This window comes from Shewanella litoralis, from assembly GCF_009828585.1.
GTDB lineage: Bacteria > Pseudomonadota > Gammaproteobacteria > Enterobacterales > Shewanellaceae > Shewanella > Shewanella litoralis.
In genome coordinates this window covers 54,910-71,113 of record NZ_WSRZ01000015.1, presented here as the reverse complement: position 1 = coordinate 71,113, position 16,204 = coordinate 54,910, and the positions used below count along the sequence as shown (strand labels likewise).

General features: G+C 43.7%; 14 protein-coding genes. 8 read left to right on the top strand and 6 right to left on the bottom strand.

Annotation, left to right across the window (positions count from 1 at the left end; all coding sequences use genetic code 11):
* Window positions 1-178 precede the first annotated feature (178 nt).
* Both GQA99_RS13085 and GQA99_RS13080 read left to right on the top strand, forming a co-directional pair.
* Window positions 179-1,453: a peptidoglycan DD-metalloendopeptidase family protein gene (locus GQA99_RS13085; protein WP_160054327.1), complete on the top strand. Its 1,275-nt coding sequence runs from the start codon at window positions 179-181 to the stop codon at window positions 1,451-1,453.
* Between the two features lie 317 nt (window positions 1,454-1,770).
* Entirely contained in the window at window positions 1,771-2,187 is a 417-nt protein-coding gene (locus tag GQA99_RS13080) for a VOC family protein (protein ID WP_160054326.1), read from the top strand.
* Window positions 2,188-2,282: 95 nt separating this feature from the next.
* Here the strand turns inward: GQA99_RS13080 and GQA99_RS13075 are convergent, their stop codons facing one another.
* Complete coding sequence (locus tag GQA99_RS13075) at window positions 2,283-3,548, bottom strand: MFS transporter (protein WP_160054325.1); 1,266 nt, start codon at window positions 3,546-3,548, stop codon at window positions 2,283-2,285.
* A 373-nt stretch (window positions 3,549-3,921) separates the two neighbouring features.
* Between GQA99_RS13075 and GQA99_RS13070 the strand changes: the two genes are divergently transcribed.
* Window positions 3,922-4,296, top strand: coding sequence for a VOC family protein (locus tag GQA99_RS13070; protein WP_160054324.1), 375 nt, complete (start codon window positions 3,922-3,924; stop codon window positions 4,294-4,296).
* 67 nt (window positions 4,297-4,363) lie between these two features.
* On the opposite strand, the gene GQA99_RS13065 is transcribed toward GQA99_RS13070, so the two are convergent.
* From GQA99_RS13065 to GQA99_RS13055, 3 genes are all read right to left on the bottom strand, one after another.
* The gene (locus GQA99_RS13065) at window positions 4,364-4,918 is read right to left on the bottom strand and encodes a M48 metallopeptidase family protein (protein ID WP_170293542.1); all 555 of its coding nucleotides are present in this window, start codon (window positions 4,916-4,918) and stop codon (window positions 4,364-4,366) included.
* A 176-nt stretch (window positions 4,919-5,094) separates the two neighbouring features.
* Window positions 5,095-5,532 carry a DUF3010 family protein gene (locus GQA99_RS13060; RefSeq protein ID WP_160054323.1) on the bottom strand — a complete coding sequence of 146 codons (438 nt, stop codon included), beginning with the start codon at window positions 5,530-5,532 and terminating at the stop codon, window positions 5,095-5,097.
* 134 nt (window positions 5,533-5,666) lie between these two features.
* Entirely contained in the window at window positions 5,667-7,022 is a 1,356-nt protein-coding gene (locus GQA99_RS13055) for a DEAD/DEAH box helicase (RefSeq protein WP_160054322.1), read from the bottom strand.
* A 189-nt stretch (window positions 7,023-7,211) separates the two neighbouring features.
* Between GQA99_RS13055 and rssA the strand changes: the two genes are divergently transcribed.
* The 3 genes from rssA (at window position 7,212) to nrdG (ending at window position 10,974) form a co-directional block, all read left to right on the top strand.
* Complete coding sequence (gene rssA, locus GQA99_RS13050; protein WP_160054321.1) at window positions 7,212-8,156, top strand: patatin-like phospholipase RssA; 945 nt, start codon at window positions 7,212-7,214, stop codon at window positions 8,154-8,156.
* A gap of 230 nt (window positions 8,157-8,386) precedes the next feature.
* Window positions 8,387-10,504 carry an anaerobic ribonucleoside-triphosphate reductase gene (gene nrdD, locus GQA99_RS13045; protein WP_160054372.1) on the top strand — a complete coding sequence of 706 codons (2,118 nt, stop codon included), beginning with the start codon at window positions 8,387-8,389 and terminating at the stop codon, window positions 10,502-10,504.
* Entirely contained in the window at window positions 10,504-10,974 is a 471-nt protein-coding gene (nrdG, locus tag GQA99_RS13040) for an anaerobic ribonucleoside-triphosphate reductase-activating protein (protein ID WP_160054320.1), read from the top strand. The genes nrdD and nrdG overlap by 1 nt, the downstream gene beginning before the upstream one ends.
* On the opposite strand, the gene GQA99_RS13035 is transcribed toward nrdG, so the two are convergent.
* Complete coding sequence (locus GQA99_RS13035) at window positions 10,961-12,199, bottom strand: NADH:flavin oxidoreductase/NADH oxidase family protein (protein WP_160054319.1); 1,239 nt, start codon at window positions 12,197-12,199, stop codon at window positions 10,961-10,963. The genes nrdG and GQA99_RS13035 overlap by 14 nt on opposite strands.
* Before the next feature lie 162 nt (window positions 12,200-12,361).
* Window positions 12,362-14,812, bottom strand: coding sequence for a TonB-dependent receptor (locus GQA99_RS13030; protein ID WP_160054318.1), 2,451 nt, complete (start codon window positions 14,810-14,812; stop codon window positions 12,362-12,364).
* Between the two features lie 352 nt (window positions 14,813-15,164).
* Between GQA99_RS13030 and GQA99_RS13025 the strand changes: the two genes are divergently transcribed.
* Window positions 15,165-15,521, top strand: a complete 357-nt coding sequence (locus tag GQA99_RS13025) for a YibL family ribosome-associated protein (RefSeq protein WP_160054317.1) — start codon at window positions 15,165-15,167, stop codon at window positions 15,519-15,521.
* Window positions 15,522-15,558: 37 nt separating this feature from the next.
* The gene (ribA, locus tag GQA99_RS13020) at window positions 15,559-16,167 is read left to right on the top strand and encodes a GTP cyclohydrolase II (RefSeq protein ID WP_160054316.1); all 609 of its coding nucleotides are present in this window, start codon (window positions 15,559-15,561) and stop codon (window positions 16,165-16,167) included.
* Window positions 16,168-16,204 lie beyond the last annotated feature (37 nt).

Below are 16,204 nucleotides of genomic sequence, written 5' to 3'. Positions count from 1 at the left end.
TTTACCGGACGCCGTAGTATCAAATATTGGGTCATATTAACCATAAAAAATAACGTGAAGACATAGTGTTAACCTGTTGTTGTCTATGTCTCGCAATAACAATTTGCAGTAAAAGAAAAACAATAAATATAAAGCGTCATCTTTTAGGGTGGATTAGACATTGCTAACGAGTAAAATTATGGGCTTTCAAAGGCCCGATGTAAGTTCGTTGAACTTACCTAACTTGCACAAGAAACTATTGCTTGCAAGTGTGTTTGTTGTTGGTGCTGCATTATTATGGCCAACCCAACAAGAGTTTTCATCACAACGTATTCCAGTGGCAATCGATATCGATTCGTTATTGCCACACATCGCACTACAAGACCAAACCCCAGTTACTGTACATCAAGTGACTCCCATTTTAGACCGTGTTATTGAAACGGGTGACACCCTAAGCCATTTGTTTGAGCTTGCCGGTATCGACCAGCGCACCATGTATAAAGTGCTTGAGGCCGATTTAGAAGTATTAGCGTTAGATACATTATTGCCAGGTAACCGCATCCAGTTTTGGGATAATGCCAACGGCGAGTTAGAAAAGTTAGAGCTGTATTTCAACCCCGCTCATCAAGTGGTGTTTACCCGTTTTGACGACGGTAGCTTTGAAGTTAAAGACATCAACATTGATGGCATTTGGCAAAATCGTATCGTCGGTGGTGAGATCAACGGCTCTTTTTATGTTTCGGCAAAAAATGCAGGCCTAAGTGCCGGCGAAATCCAAAAGGTCGAATCACTCTTAAAAGCCAAGTTGAATTTTTCTCGAGAGCTTCGTGCTGGTGACACGTTTTCGGTACTGGTTAATGATCAGTTTGTAGAAGGCGAACCCACGGGCGTGACCTCTATTGAAGGCATTCGCATCAATACGGGCCGTCGAGACATTACTGCGTTTCAAAATATTGATGGTAATTTTTACGATATCAATGGCCAAAGCCTAGCCCCTGCATTCCAACGTATTCCTTTAGATCGCAAAGTGCGCTTAAGTTCGCGCTTTAATCCAACACGTAAACATCCTATTACCGGCCGAATTCGTCCTCATAATGGTACTGACTTTGCGACACCGATAGGCACCAAAGTTGTTGCACCAGGTGAGGGTGTTGTCACTATGGTCACCAAGCATGCGTTCGCCGGTAACTACATTGTGATTGAACATGACAACAAGGTACGTACTCGCTACCTGCATTTGTCGAAGTTTTTAGTCAAAAAAGGCCAGCGAGTCACTCGCGGTCAAGTGATTGCTTTGTCGGGTAACACCGGCGCATCGACAGGACCACATTTACATTATGAATTCATTGTAAACGGTCGCCCAGTTGATGCCATGAAAGCCAATATTGCCGAAGCTAAGGTGTTGCCTAAAAAGCAATTACAAGAGTTTCAGGCGCTAGTGCGTAGCCGAACTATGATGATGGACCTGGGTTAATGAATTCTCAATAACTCTGCTGTTTATTAGCATGATGAAAATAATATAAAAATGCAGCCTAAGTGCTGCATTTTTTATGACTGTTTGTGACACTGCCGCCATCAGCTCGGTATTGGTATCGACAAAAGCCAGAGTGCGATTTATGTTAGTGCACAAAGAACAAAGAACAAAGAACAAAGAACAAAGAACAAAGCAAAAGCAGACCCCAAATATAGCGGTAACCCTTGTGGGCTAAAATTGTCGCATTAGCAGAACTGTTCTAGTGTGAATATTTCAATACTCGTCCCTAAAGGGCAACGTTAGGTAATACCAATTCAATGAAGCAAAATATTGTTCATATTGCCCTCGTGGTAAAAGATTACGATGACGCAATCGATTTTTACGTAAAAAAATTAAATTTTGAGCTTATCGAAGACACTTATCAGCCCGAACAAGATAAACGTTGGGTGGTTGTCGCGCCGCCAAACTCACACGGTACGGCGGTATTACTGGCTAAGGCTTCCAAGCCTGAACAGCACGATTTTATAGGTAATCAAACGGGCGGGCGCGTGTTCATCTTTTTGAATACCGATGACTTTTGGCGCGATTACAAGCGGATGAAATCGATAGGTATTCACTTTGTACGTGAGCCACAAGAACAAGACTACGGCACCGTTGCTGTATTTGAAGATTTATACGGCAACTTATGGGATTTACTTCAGCTAAATCCCAACCATCCAATGGCAAAAAGGTAGATATTAGCTGATATCTACCTGCTAATTTATTGTTCTTGCTACAATACTATTCATACATTGTCATTTAACTCAGCTTGCGGGTTTATCCGCTGCATTTATTGCCTAACATTATCGGTATCCGTTTCTGTTCTGGGGTCCATTTCATAAGCCGTTGGGCTGGCCATATCTGTCACAGCGCGAAAGCTTTCTTTGGTTTCGAGCGTTGATGGGATGGTGTGACTACGGCGTCTCAATAAAACGATAACAAAAAAGGTGGCAAGGCATATACTGGTAAAGGCGTATAACCCTTGAGCACCGATTAGCCCCATAGCAAGTGATGCGATTGGTGCCCCGATGGCAGACGATAAGCCAAGTGTGATGAGCATGGCACTGCTTATTTCAACAAAGTCTTCTGAGGTCGCGTTGTCGTTAGCGTGAGCTAAGCATATCGCGTACAACGTCATACAAGTTCCTCCCCAAAAAAAGGCCGAAATAGCGGCCGGCCAACCGCCAAAGGTACTGACAACATAGGGAAGACCGATAAATAACATTGACACCAAAGCACCGGCTAGCGCGGTAAACATCAGCACACTTCGTCGATCAAAACGGTCAGAAAACTTACCTAAAGGCACCTGAAAACAAGCTCCACCAAGCACGGTAGCGGATAAAAATGCGCCTAATTGGATACTATCAAAACCATTATCTTTCGCATAAATAGGGGCCAAAGCCCAAAATGCACCAGTAACAAACCCCGCTACTACGGCGCCAATCAGTGCGACATGAGAGTGTTTCCACACTTTGGCCATATTTAATGTCACTTGTTTAACGACTGCGGGCGCAGATGAACGAGTCAATGACACTGGGATGATCGCAATAGATATGAATATAGCCGCTAAACCGAACAGCATGGATTCACGGGCGCTACCTAAGTTAAATAGCTGCTGACCACACATCACCATGACTAAATTTAATGTGGTGTAAATAGACAGTATTGAACCTCGATTACTTGCTGTAGATGTACCGTTTAACCAACTTTCGATAATCATATACAAGCCTGAAATGACCACTCCAATCAGGAATCGTAACAACATCCAACTATAAAACTCTGGTAATAAAGGGAATACTAATATGACCACGGAGTAGCACGTTGCGAGCACGGCAAAGCTACGTATATGGCCCACTCGCTTCAGCATGTACGGTGTTGCTAAGCAACCTGAGACAAAACCTAGAAAGTAAGCTGAACCAGTTAATGCCACTTGCGTGTCGCTGAACCCTAATTCACTCGCTGCAATGGGCAGTAAAGTAAGTAATAAACCATGGCCCAGTAATAGGAAGGCATTCGATATAAGTAAGGCTGAAATTGGGATTAACGCGTTTAACATGTTACTCCAAAGGCTGCTATGGCATATACACAGGTATATGGTGAGCCAATATTTGTAGTATGAAATTCAGATTTTCTAAGCGGATTTTAATCCTGTAGGTTGCGATGTTGATGCTATTGTTGTGCAACTCGACTATGACTAGCGTGCTAATAAGCGACTGCTACTGTTAGATGAGCTTATCAGCATCATTAAGGTTGGAAGATTTATGCCAACTATTGGGATTGTTTTTTTATTGAATATTATCAGATGATTAGTTTTAGCGTGTTACGATGAGGTTAATTTAATAGCACCAACTCGGTAGGCATTTAATCAATGTTGCACTTATATTGAACAAACTTGAATATCACAAAGTGCCAAACAATTAGGGGAAGCGATGAATCTCAATCAAGTGACATTACCTGTGTCGAATATGGATAAGGCGGTGGCGTTTTATCAAGTTTTGGGGTTTACCTTAATCGTTGATACGCCACATTATGCTCGCTTTGAATGCCCGATGGGCCAGAGTACTTTTTCGTTATCACTAGAGCCTGAGCCGACAATGAATGGCGCGGTGATTTACTTTGAGCATGCTGAGTTAGACCGCTGGGTAGATGACTTGCTAACAAAAGGGATTGAGTTTGCTCAGTTACCCACAGATGAAGCCTATTTATGGCGTGAGGCGATATTATTTGACCCGAGTGGTAATAAGCTAAAGCTTTACTGGGCAGGGGAGAATCGCTTAAATCCACCCTGGCGAATAAAAACTTGAGTTCATGATTTGTAATATATTTTTAATCATTCTTGTAAATAATTAACTTGTGGTTATTTAAAAAAACTTAAGCGTAAGGCGATTGTCCCACTTCTTCGGCGACCAGCCATACTCGCATATCAAACTCATACTGGTGATAATCTGGCAGCATAAAAGTGCACAATTGATAAAAGGCCTTGTTGTGGTCTTTTTCACGAAGGTGGGCGAGTTCATGTACCACCACCATTTGTAGCAGTTCAAACGGGATTTGCTTTAAGCGTGAAGAGATACGAATTTCATTTTTAGCTTTCACTTTGCTGCCCTGGCGACGATTCACATAAGAATGCAACCCAAGTGCGTGGTGGCTGACATTAATTTTTTCATCAAAAATCACTTTTGCTAATGGATCTGATTGGCGCATATAGGTGTTTTTCAATTCGATGGTCATATCATACAAGGCTTTGTCAGTACGGATATCGTGCACGCGCGGGTAGCGACTTAAAAAGTGTGCACCTAATGCGTTGCTATCAACAAGCTGACCAATTTGCGCGACAACTTCAGGTCGGTAACCGCTTAAATAACGTAATGCACTGAGCTCACTCTGACGCTGTTTAATGTCGGCGCTGGTAATGAGCTTACTCATATCTGTTTTGGGTTTTAATGCCTGGCTTGCCGATTTAAGTGGCATTTTGGGCGGAGCTTGGCGGCTTTTGGGTTTACTGTCTGACATGTTGGTAACTTGCGTGCAAATGTGAAGTGAGTGATAAAGGCATGATAACGGCGTTACTGACTATTGCTGTAACGCCATAATGTGGCAGTTTACGCTTTACCAAAAATAATGCGGTTATGTTGTACATAGGCCACATCAAATGCGTTTTGTTGCACACGCTTAAGATCTAACGATTCAAAATCAACCTGCGGTGGGTTACGCTTTAACTGCTCTTTGATTGCAACAGGTGAGATAAGATTGACCGGAAGGTCGGTAATTTGAATCGCCGCTTCGAGTTTAAAACTGGTGGCACTGCCGGCTAATTTACCTTTTTGTTCACGTTCAATAATGACAATTTGATCGACTTTATAATCTTCCATCAGTTTGTGAAAGGCGAAGTGAAACTCACGAATACTCTCGGTTTCATTTGAGTTTGATATGCTAAAAGACACTTTACGGCATGCTGGTACGTTATAAGTTTCGCCTTCATAAGTCAGCATGCTGATAATGGCTTCGCCACCTTTTAATTCTACACCACAAATTTTCATGTTAATCCTTACTGTTTTGTTACTGCACATCAGTTTTACTGACGTGTCGTTATTCATTGAGTTGCGCAAATGATGGTGCACAACCCTTTATATTGTTTACTTAAAAGACGTTTATTATCCCAAGTTTAAGATAGTTAGTCTTCTGAGCTGTTGTCTTCTTCAATAATCTGAATAGGTTTGACCTTACGGCGCATTGGCGCGTCACCAACGTCAACACCGGTAATAAAGCGTTTATCACGTTTAGGTGCCGCTTTGGCCTTTTTCGCCACTTTTGCTTTACCGCTCACCGCGTCACGAGGCTGCGCGCTGCCCGCTTTACCGGTGGTAGGTTTATCTTTTAGGCCACTGAATTTAGCTTTCATGCCCTCAATAACTGTGAGGTCAAAGTTTTTACGTAAAAACAGCTGCACTTTCTTAAAGCTGTCCCAATCTTTAGGGCCAACAAATGAGATAGCATCACCTTTAGCGCCAGCACGGCCAGTACGGCCGATACGGTGTACGTATTCTTCAGCAAATTTTGGCATGTCAAAGTTAATCACTAATGACACGTTAACTAAATCAAGACCGCGGGATGCCACATCGGTGGTAACCAGTATTTGCGACTGTCCCCGCGCAAACTTGTCCATAATTTGATTACGTGCAGATTGTTTTAAGTCGCCGCTCAATGCTGAGGTGGCAAAACCTTCAGCTGCTAATAATGTCGCTAAACGGTCGGTATCAGAGCGTGTAGCGGTAAAGATGATGACCTGTTTGTGCTGTTCTTGCTTAAGAATGTGTTGCAACAGCGCTTGTTTGTGATCTAAATGATCAGCAAGAATGATACGCTGGACAATATCTTTATGCTCAGAGTACGACTCACCAATGGCCACATGGCTTGGGGTTTTAAGCAAGGTGGCTGCAATTTCGTTAATGCTGTCGTGATCTAACGTGGCAGAGAACATCAGCGTTTGACGACGCTTATGATCGGCAGCATCGTTAATGGCTTTTAATTGCGGGGCAAACCCTAAGTCGAGCATACGGTCTGCTTCATCAAGTACCAGCAGCTCAAGCCCATTTAAAAAGAGGTGACGTTGCTGTAAATGATCGGCAATACGACCTGGCGTAGCGACAATAAAATGCGGATCGCGAGCCAATGCTTTAGCTTGGTCGTTAAAGTTTTCGCCGCCTAATACACTGATCGCTTTGTATTGGGTGTTGGCCACCAATAAACGCAGTTGACCATATACTTGTTGAGCTAATTCGCGAGTGGGTAGCAATACCAATACGCGTGGGTCTTTTTTAGACAAGGCGCGAGTCGAAATAACGCGTTGCATAGCGGGTAATAAAAACGCTAAGGTTTTACCTGAACCCGTTTTAGACGAGGCCATTAAATCTTTACCAGATAAGGCAATGGGCAGTGCTTGCGCTTGAACATCGGTCGGCGTGGTAATGCCAAGGTGCTTTAAACTGTCAAGCAGGCGCTTGTCCAATTGAAAATCGGTAAATTGCAAAGGTAAATCCCCTAAAAAATGATAGCCACGGATTATAGCGGTTTCACTGTGCTATAGCCAACAAGAGTCGCTTTAGTTATGCTATTTTTTGACATCATTCATTTAGGTTGAAACTTTGATTTTGAACATCAACAACTGATTCAATGAATGATGACGTGTGAATAAATTCCTCGCTTGAAAGGATTAACGATGACAAAGCTGACTGTAGGATTAGCATTAGGCAGCGGCGCCGCAAAAGGGTGGGCGCATATTGGGGTCTTAAAAGGCTTAGCCGCATTAGATATTTATCCTGATAAAATTGCCGGTTGCTCTGTGGGCGCATTAGTGGGCGCGGCATATGCAAATGATCATTTAGCTGAACTTGAAACCTGGGTGAGCGGTTTTTCTAGCTGGGATGTGCTCGGCTTAATGGATTTAGGTTGGCGTAAAGGCGGCTTAATTAGCGGCGAAAAAGTGTTTGATGTTTTAGCTGGCCGTATTGGCGATCTTAATATTGAACAGCTCAAGCGGCCCTTTGCCGCGGTGGCGACTGATTTATATTCTGGCCAGGAAATTTGGTTTAGAGAAGGTGATTTACGCCATGCCGTGCGAGCATCGTGCTCGATGCCGGGTTTTTTACCGCCAGTACAACAAGACAACCGCTGGTTAGTCGACGGTGCAGTGGTTAATCCTGTGCCGGTGTCTTTGTGCCGCGCCATGGGGGTCGATGTTGTTATTGCAGTTGACTTAAATGGTCATCGCCGCGGCCATATGCACATGTTGCCTGAGCAGGTAAAAAGCCGCGTGCCTAAACCTTCTGAGCCGATAGCCGAGAAAAAACAGTTAGAATCAGGCTTTATGGATTTGTGGGGCAAAGGCAAAGATTACATGAGCGGTTTAACCGATAAATTTTCACTTGGCGGCAGTAAGTCTCATCCAGGAATGATCGCGGTGATGTCGCAATCAATGGACATTTTAGAGCAGCGCCATAAACGGTCTCGTTTAATGGGGGAGCCGCCTGATATTTGCATTGTGCCTGAGGTGTTTGATATCGGTACGATGGAGTTTCATCGTGCTAAAGAAGCCATTAAAGCAGGTGAGGCCGCGGTACACGACATTGCCCATTTACTTAAAGCAACGCTAGCAGGACATTAATTTTTTATAGCAGGCCACGGGTAGCGAGGTGGCCTGCCTCTCGCCAATTTAGTGTTTATCTACTTCGCTTAAATGCAGCATTACTGTTATTCCCACCAGTCTGCTTTCTTATGATCTGGATCAAAGAAGCTTATCTCGATATAGCGCCTAATACACAGCATATAGTGTTAATTGATACTGCTGCGCCGATATATGGTGTTTTATACGGCAGTCAGAAAAAGGTGGATTGTATGCTTGTTGTGGTGAAAAGGGACGGATGCCGTACTGCGTTTGACGCAAGTCGTATTAAAGATGCGGTAGTGGCTGCAATGGATTCTGCGGGGCAAGCAGATCACCAATATGCACTTGAATTGGCTCAAACGGTACAAGCGCAAATGGCTGATAAAGCCCAGGTAGATATTCATGACTTACAAGATGCCGTTGAAGTCTTGTTAATGTCGGGTCCATTTAAATCAGTCGCACGTCATTATATTGAATACCGCCACGACCGTGACAAACACCGTGAAGCACAAAGTAAATTAAATTGCGCTATTCGGGGCTTAGTTGAACAGTCTGACAGTGCCATTTTAAACGAAAATGCCAATAAAGACGCCAAGGTTATTCCCACTCAACGCGACTTGTTAGCCGGCATTGTGGCTAAGCACTATGCTAAAACGCATTTATTACCTAAAGATGTGGTCGCAGCCCACGAAAAGGGCGAAATCCATTACCACGATTTAGACTACGCGCCATTTTTCCCGATGTTTAACTGCATGTTGATTGATTTAGCAGGCATGTTAACTCATGGCTTTAAAATGGGTAATGCTGAAATTGACACGCCTAAATCCATTTCGACTGCAACAGCAGTTACGGCCCAGATTATTGCCCAGGTGGCGAGCCATATTTATGGTGGCACAACCATTAATCGCATCGATGAAGTGTTAGCTGAGTTTGTGCAAAAAAGTTATCAAAAACACCTTGCTGTGGCGAAAAAGTGGCAAGTAGCCGACGAAGAAGGGTTTGCGATGACGCAAACCGAGAAAGAATGTCACGATGCCTTTCAGTCTTTAGAGTATGAGGTCAACACCTTACATACCGCTAACGGGCAAACACCCTTTGTGACCTTTGGTTTTGGACTAGGGACCTCATGGGAGTCACGATTAATCCAACAATCGATGCTTACCGTGCGCATGGCTGGCCTGGGTAAAAACCGCAAAACTGCGGTATTCCCTAAATTGGTGTTTGCGATTAAAGATGGCGTTAACCATAAAGCAACTGACATTAATTACGACATTAAAAAAATGGCGTTAACGTGTTCAAGTATGCGCATGTACCCCGATATTTTAAATTATGAGCAAGTGGTCAAAGTGACTGGTTCGTTTAAAACTCCAATGGGGTGTCGCTCATTTTTAGGCGCCTATGAAGAAAACGGCCAGCTGGTGCATGAAGGGCGTAATAATTTAGGCGTGGTGAGTTTAAACTTACCGCGTATTGCCTTAGAGGCCGGTAACGATGAGCAACGTTTTTATCAGTTACTTGAAAAACGTTTATTAATTGCCCGTAAAGCGCTCGATACCCGCATTGCCCGTTTAGAAGGCGTTAAAGCCCGTGTTGCACCGATTTTATATATGGAAGGTGCGTGTGGCGTGCGCTTAAAAGCGGATGATGATATCAGCGAAATCTTTAAAAATGGCCGTGCGTCGATTTCATTAGGCTTTATTGGTTTGCACGAAACCATCAATGCCATTTATGGTGCTGATAAACATGTGTTTGATGATGCTGCACTTCGCGATAAAGCGGTGGCGATTATCAGTAAGCTCAAGCAAGCTACCGAATCCTGGAAACAAGAAACCGGTTATGGTTTTAGCCTATACAGCACCCCAAGCGAAAATCTATGCAGCCGTTTTTGTCAGCTTGATACGGCTCAATTTGGCGTCGTTGCGGGCGTGACCGATAAAGGCTATTACACTAATAGCTTCCATTTAGATGTTGAGAAAAAAGTTAACCCGTTCGATAAAATTGATTTTGAACAGCCTTATCCAGCTATCGCTAATGGTGGATTTATTTGCTACGGCGAATACCCCAATATGCAACATAACATTGAAGCATTAGAAAACGTGTGGGATTACAGCTACAGCCGAGTGCCTTATTACGGCACCAATACTCCCATTGATGAATGTTATGATTGCGGCTTTATTGGTGAGTTTAATTGTACCAGCAAAGGTTTTGTGTGCCCTAAATGTGGCAACCATGAGCCTAGCCGTGTCTCGGTGACTCGCCGAGTATGTGGCTATTTAGGCAGCCCAGATGCAAGACCATTTAATTTTGGTAAACAAGAAGAAGTTAAACGCAGAGTGAAACATTTGTAATGCATTACAGTGCTTATCATAGTGTTGATGTAGTCAATGGCGAGGGCACCCGCTGTACGTTATTTGTCAGCGGGTGTGAGCATGCGTGTAAAGGGTGTTATAACCAAAGCACCTGGCGAGCTGATTCTGGTCATCTATATATTCAAGCGCTTGAAGATCAAATCATTGCGGACTTAAATGATAAGCGCATAAAGCGTCGAGGTTTAACGTTAAGCGGTGGCGATCCACTGCATCCTGTTAATGTTGAAACCATACTCCAACTAGTTAAACGGGTTAGGGATGAATGTCCCGACAAAGACATTTGGTTGTGGAGTGGTTATCAGCTCAATGAGTTAAGCGAGGCGCAACACGCTGTGGTTGCACTGGTTGATGTATTGATTGACGGTAAGTTTGAGCAAGAAAAAGCTGATCCCGCGCTATTGTGGCGCGGAAGCAGTAATCAGATTGTTCATCGATTTACCCGTGAGTGATCCCGAGCATCTTGCGATAACGCTTTGTCCGTTGTTTGGTTTTAAATTGATCGACCAATAAACTCCACATTGGTGAATCATCTGTTTGTGGTGTGTGTCCCTGGCTCATACGTCTTAATTGACGTTTAATGATAGCCATCGTCGCTAATCCCGCCAACGGCTTACTTTGCCAGTCGACTCTGGGTAACTCTGGTGTAAAGTCGGGCTGAGTTTGCCATGTGTTTACTAAGTTAGGGTAAAATGCCAGTGCACTGGCAATGCCGCATATCGCAAAGCCTGCATCGAGCACTTGCTCGGCAACCGCTTTACGCCGAATGCCCCCGGTTAACATTAATGGAATGGGCGAACTTGCCACTAATTGGCTGGTTAAACTGAGAAAATAAGCTTCGCGGGCGAGGGTGCGTTCATCGGCGCTGCGACCTTGCATGGCCGGTGCTTCGTAACTGCCGCCAGATAATTCGACCATATCAACTTGATGTTGCGCCAGCATAGCAATGACTTTTTCGGCATCGTCAATATCAAAGCCGCCACGTTGAAAGTCAGCTGAATTAAGCTTAACTGCGATATCAAATTTATCTCCGCAGCGCAGCCTGACTTGCTTAACTACTTCAAGCAGTAACTTTGATCTATTTTCAAGACTGCCGCCCCATTCATCGCTGCGCTTGTTAGTGAGCGGTGATAAAAATTGCGCTAATAGATATCCGTGGGCAGCATGGATTTGCACGCCATCAAAGCCGGCTTGCTGGGCTAAGCTTGCGGTGGTCACAAAGCGGTTAATGACATCGATAATTTGTTCATGAGTCATGGCTTTAGGCTGTGAAAACATCGACGAATGCTTGCCTAAATCAAGTGCGATAGCCGAAGGCGCTAAATTTTTACCGCCCATGGCTTTAAATACTTGTCTGCCAGGGTGGTTTATCTGCATCCACACTCGGGCCTGTTTTTGCTTAGCAATGCTGGCCCATTGTCTAAATGGCGCTATATCACTATCGGCCTCTAACGCGACGCCACCTGGACCTGTCATGGCATAACGGTCAACCATGACATTACCGGTAATCATTAAACCTACGCCCCCTTTTGCCCACGCATCGTAAAGTGCAAACAGCGCGCTATCAGGTTGTTGTTTTGCATTGGCGAGATTTTCTTCCATGGCGGCTTTGGCTACACGATTAGGGATGATGCCACCGTTAGGCAAGGTATATGAGTTAACTAAACTGTCGGCCATTAAATATTATCCTTAATGAAGGGGAGTAGATTATCCCTCTTTATTGATTAACCTGAGCTCAGGTTGATTAATGCCTGTCATCATAAAGTAATACCTCCGCAAACAAAAACACTGCCAAGCACGGTCACGTGCTTGGCAGTGTTTTATGTTAAGTGGTGTTGATTAGATACGGTAGGTTACCGTTAACTTAGCGTTACGTTCTTCGCCTGGTAAACCGCCTAGGAACATGGCTTTATCGTAGTATGACTTATTAAGTAAGTTATTAATATTTAGCTGAATTTTATACTGTTCAACATCATAGCTGATGGCCGTATCAAATACGGTGTAACTTGGCACATAACCGTCTGGAATACCAAATGAGCTTGAGTTGGTGCTGCGTTCACCGACATATTCAGCCCCTAAGCTTACCGATACTGGCGCGGGTAAACTCAGTTCTGCTGCATAAGTCACCCAGGCACTTGCCGTAAGGTATGGCACGCCTTTTTGGTGTTGACCATAATCACTGCTATTAGGATTTTGATTGTCGCGAGCATCTTGGTAAACGCCATTAACGTTCACTTTCCACTGTTCATTTAAATTGGCATTTAAATCGAGCTCGACGCCTTTAGTATCTTCACTGCCGTCGTAAAAATAAGGGTCTATTGTAGAGGTTACCGCACTGCTGTCGTAGTCAGGGTTACTGTAGGCAATATTGGTTCGTGATGATTTAAAAAAGACTAATGAGGCTAATAGTTGATCATCAAACGCTTTGAAACGCACGCCTAAGTCATTACTGACCGATTCTGAGTCTTCGCGGTCGGCTTCATTGCCGGTAACATCGCCCAACACACTGTAGGCTGTACGACCTTTAGAGTGATTAACGAAAATTGAAACATCATCCGTTGGCATATACGTTAAGCCAAGATTGAAGGTAATTCCGTTATCTGTTGTGTCCGCTTCTGGTTGTGGCTCAGCTAAGCTTGAGCTGTAACGGGAATCAACACCGAGATGTTCATAGGTTTGCTTAATTTCATTAAATGCCACCCCAATACGGCTGGTAAAGCCAGCACCAAGGTATCCGACATGTTGTACGCCTAACCCCCATGCGGTGACGGTTTTATTGTAATTACTGGTCAGTAATGGATCGTAATCTTCAAATTCGCCTTCGGCCCAGTTGGGGTTACGAATATCGTAAATGTACGGCAGGGTACCTTGGTAAGATACATCGCCATTGCTGTCTTTTAATACGTAATCGGCATCCCAAATTGAGTATTGTTTGAAGCGAATTGTGCGGTCTTCAAAGTTAGCATTAACTAATAATTCGTTACTGATATTGCCAATGTCAAAGTCGTAACGTAAGTCAGCAAAGTATTGCCAAGATTGTTCATCGGCAGAAACTTTACGATACTCCTGACGACGAGCGGCATAAGGATATAACACTTCATCTTCAACTAACGGTGCGCGTGGGTCTTGGTTAATGATGCCATTTCGTTCCCAATACACGTAGTTATACGCGCCAGTTTGGCGAGCAAAGCTGGTTTCATAATTTCGGTATTGCAATTGTTGGTTTAAAAACAGGTTATCGGTTAAGTAAATGTTGTGAGTCAGTTTGAAACGTAACTCTTCACCTTCGTTATCTTTTGCCATTGGTGAAATTAAGCCATTGTGACCAAAATCGTAAGGTGTTTCACCATCTGATGCACTCAATGAATTAGCCAGTTGTTGACGCTGCTCATCGGTGAGCTGCACGCCACTGCTGGTAGGGTTATTAACCAAATCTTGCCAACTTACCTGGTCTGCCGTTTTACCATCAACAGAAGCCGCATTATAAATCCGGATTGGGTGGCCAATGGAATCTACGGGAATAGAATCGTTTATGTAAGCGGTAGACAGCATGAGGTTTTGGTTGTCGTTCAACACAAACTTTAGCGAGCCGTAGACTTCGTCGCGGTCGGTTCCTAAATCGCGGTATCCGTCACTGCGAGCACTTTTGGCTACCACACGATAGGCGACATCGTCAGAAACCGCACCTGTGCTATCAGCCATAAATGAATATGTGTCCCATTGACCCACTTCGGCTTCCATAACATGCTTACTGACAAACTCTGGCTTCTTTTCTATTAAATTCATTACGCCGCCAGCACTTCCCATTCCGTACAATCCAGTAGCAGGGCCTTTTAATACTTCGACTGAACTTACATTAGTGAGCGAACGGGTAGGGTTAAAGGTGTTGCCAAGTCCTGCGCCGCCATACATGCCGTCATAGGTGTAATTTGCTCCTAGGCCTCGAATGACGAGGTTATCACCAATACCGTAGTTGTTACCCGCTTGGGTCACACCACTGATATTACGAATTAAATCTTGCATGTTACTGACACCTTGGGCATCGATTAATGCTTCGTCAACAATCACTACCGCAGCGGGGGTTTCCATCAGCGACATGTCTGATTTGGTTGCAAGGCCAGAATTCATTACCACTTGGTTTTGGCGACCATATACGGTAATGCGTTCATAATCCTCAGATGATGCTTGAGTTGGAGTATTTAACTCTGTTGGCGTTGAGTCTTGAGCATAAACAGGAAATAAAACACTTTGGCACGTAATAGCCAGTAGAGAGAGTCTGAGCGATGTCATAACGGATACCTTTGATGGAATTGCTGCGAATGATAATGATTATCATAAAGATTGCAATGAGGTTTACACGTTAATGTGATAAAAAAGTTTACGACAACGCTAGGCTGCACAATGTTTATCCGGTTTGGTTGCAGAATAAGCACTGGATAAATAAAAAGGGTGTTTTAGGGCGTTGCCTTTTTTTAAAATCATTGTCTAACATGACACTTGAGAGGCATAAAGTTGTATATGCAGTGTTTGGTTGTCGCATATTAGGTGGGTTTGGGTATATAATCTGCCTCCGAAAAGGTGTTGTGAGGTATACAACTAAGTAGCCTATTCAATAACACACCAAAGTATTTAAGGTAACCAAATGAATTTAAAGCAAGAACTGCAAACATTAAATGATAAATTAGACAAGTTTCGTCGCAAATTAGCCGCGGCTGAACAACGTGGTGATGCCACGGTTATCATGCAGTTTAAGAAAGAAATTGCCACTGTAACCAAGCGTATTGCCAGCACCAAAGGTCAGCAAACGCGCGAGTTAAGTAAAGAAGGTACAGCGTTAAAAACGCTTGGCTTTAAGCGTGCATTAACCAAAGCTGAGCAAGCAGATATGGGCAAGTTAAACAAGTCGGTTAAAGGCTTGGTTGTTGTGCATCCGTTAACGGCATTAGGCCGTGAAATGGGCATTAAAGAAGTGACTGGTTTTGCTCCTGCTAAGTTTTAATATTTTCTTTTACAGTTAGTTGTCGTAAGGTTAATTCATGCCGATAAAATATATCGCAACATCTAAATTACCCACTCCTTGGGGAGTGTTTGACATGCACGGTTTTGAAGAAACCGCGACCGGTAAAGAACACGTTGCGTTGACATTTGGTCAACTTGATCCCACTCAAGCTATGTTAGGTCGCATTCATTCTGAGTGCCTAACCGGTGATGCGTTATTCAGTTTACGTTGTGATTGTGGTTTTCAGTTACAAGCTGCAATGCAAAGTATTGCAGAAAAAGGCCAAGGCTTTTTGCTGTATCTTCGACAAGAAGGTCGTGGCATTGGTTTGTTGAATAAAATCCGTGCCTATGAATTGCAAGATGCGGGTGCCAACACTGTCGAAGCCAATGAGCGTTTAGGCTTTGAAGCCGATATGCGTAAATACGACATGATTTTGCCTATGCTCAAACAAATTGGCGTAGAAAAAGTCAACCTGATGACTAACAACCCGCGTAAAGTGATGGCGATGCAAAATGCAGGTATTGAAGTCTCTGAACGTATTCCACTGCAAGTGGGTAAAAATCGGTACAACGAGTCATATTTGAAGACCAAATCAACTGAGCTTGGTCATATGATGTCTGAATACCATTTCAACGACGAATAAGCAGATCGAACAATAACGATATGGTGATAAATCAAAG

Coding starts and splice junctions, on each gene's coding strand:
- nrdD (WP_160054372.1), top strand. CDS start 8,387: ATGCTTGTTGTGGTGAAAAGGGACGGATGCCGTACTGCGTTTGACGCA.
- GQA99_RS13070 (WP_160054324.1), top strand. CDS start 3,922: ATGAATCTCAATCAAGTGACATTACCTGTGTCGAATATGGATAAGGCG.
- GQA99_RS13080 (WP_160054326.1), top strand. CDS start 1,771: ATGAAGCAAAATATTGTTCATATTGCCCTCGTGGTAAAAGATTACGAT.
- GQA99_RS13025 (WP_160054317.1), top strand. CDS start 15,165: ATGAATTTAAAGCAAGAACTGCAAACATTAAATGATAAATTAGACAAG.
- GQA99_RS13035 (WP_160054319.1), bottom strand. CDS start 12,199: ATGGCCGACAGTTTAGTTAACTCATATACCTTGCCTAACGGTGGCATC.
- ribA (WP_160054316.1), top strand. CDS start 15,559: ATGCCGATAAAATATATCGCAACATCTAAATTACCCACTCCTTGGGGA.
- GQA99_RS13065 (WP_170293542.1), bottom strand. CDS start 4,918: ATGAGTAAGCTCATTACCAGCGCCGACATTAAACAGCGTCAGAGTGAG.
- GQA99_RS13030 (WP_160054318.1), bottom strand. CDS start 14,812: ATGACATCGCTCAGACTCTCTCTACTGGCTATTACGTGCCAAAGTGTT.
- rssA (WP_160054321.1), top strand. CDS start 7,212: ATGACAAAGCTGACTGTAGGATTAGCATTAGGCAGCGGCGCCGCAAAA.
- GQA99_RS13060 (WP_160054323.1), bottom strand. CDS start 5,532: ATGAAAATTTGTGGTGTAGAATTAAAAGGTGGCGAAGCCATTATCAGC.
- GQA99_RS13075 (WP_160054325.1), bottom strand. CDS start 3,548: ATGTTAAACGCGTTAATCCCAATTTCAGCCTTACTTATATCGAATGCC.
- GQA99_RS13085 (WP_160054327.1), top strand. CDS start 179: ATGGGCTTTCAAAGGCCCGATGTAAGTTCGTTGAACTTACCTAACTTG.
- nrdG (WP_160054320.1), top strand. CDS start 10,504: ATGCATTACAGTGCTTATCATAGTGTTGATGTAGTCAATGGCGAGGGC.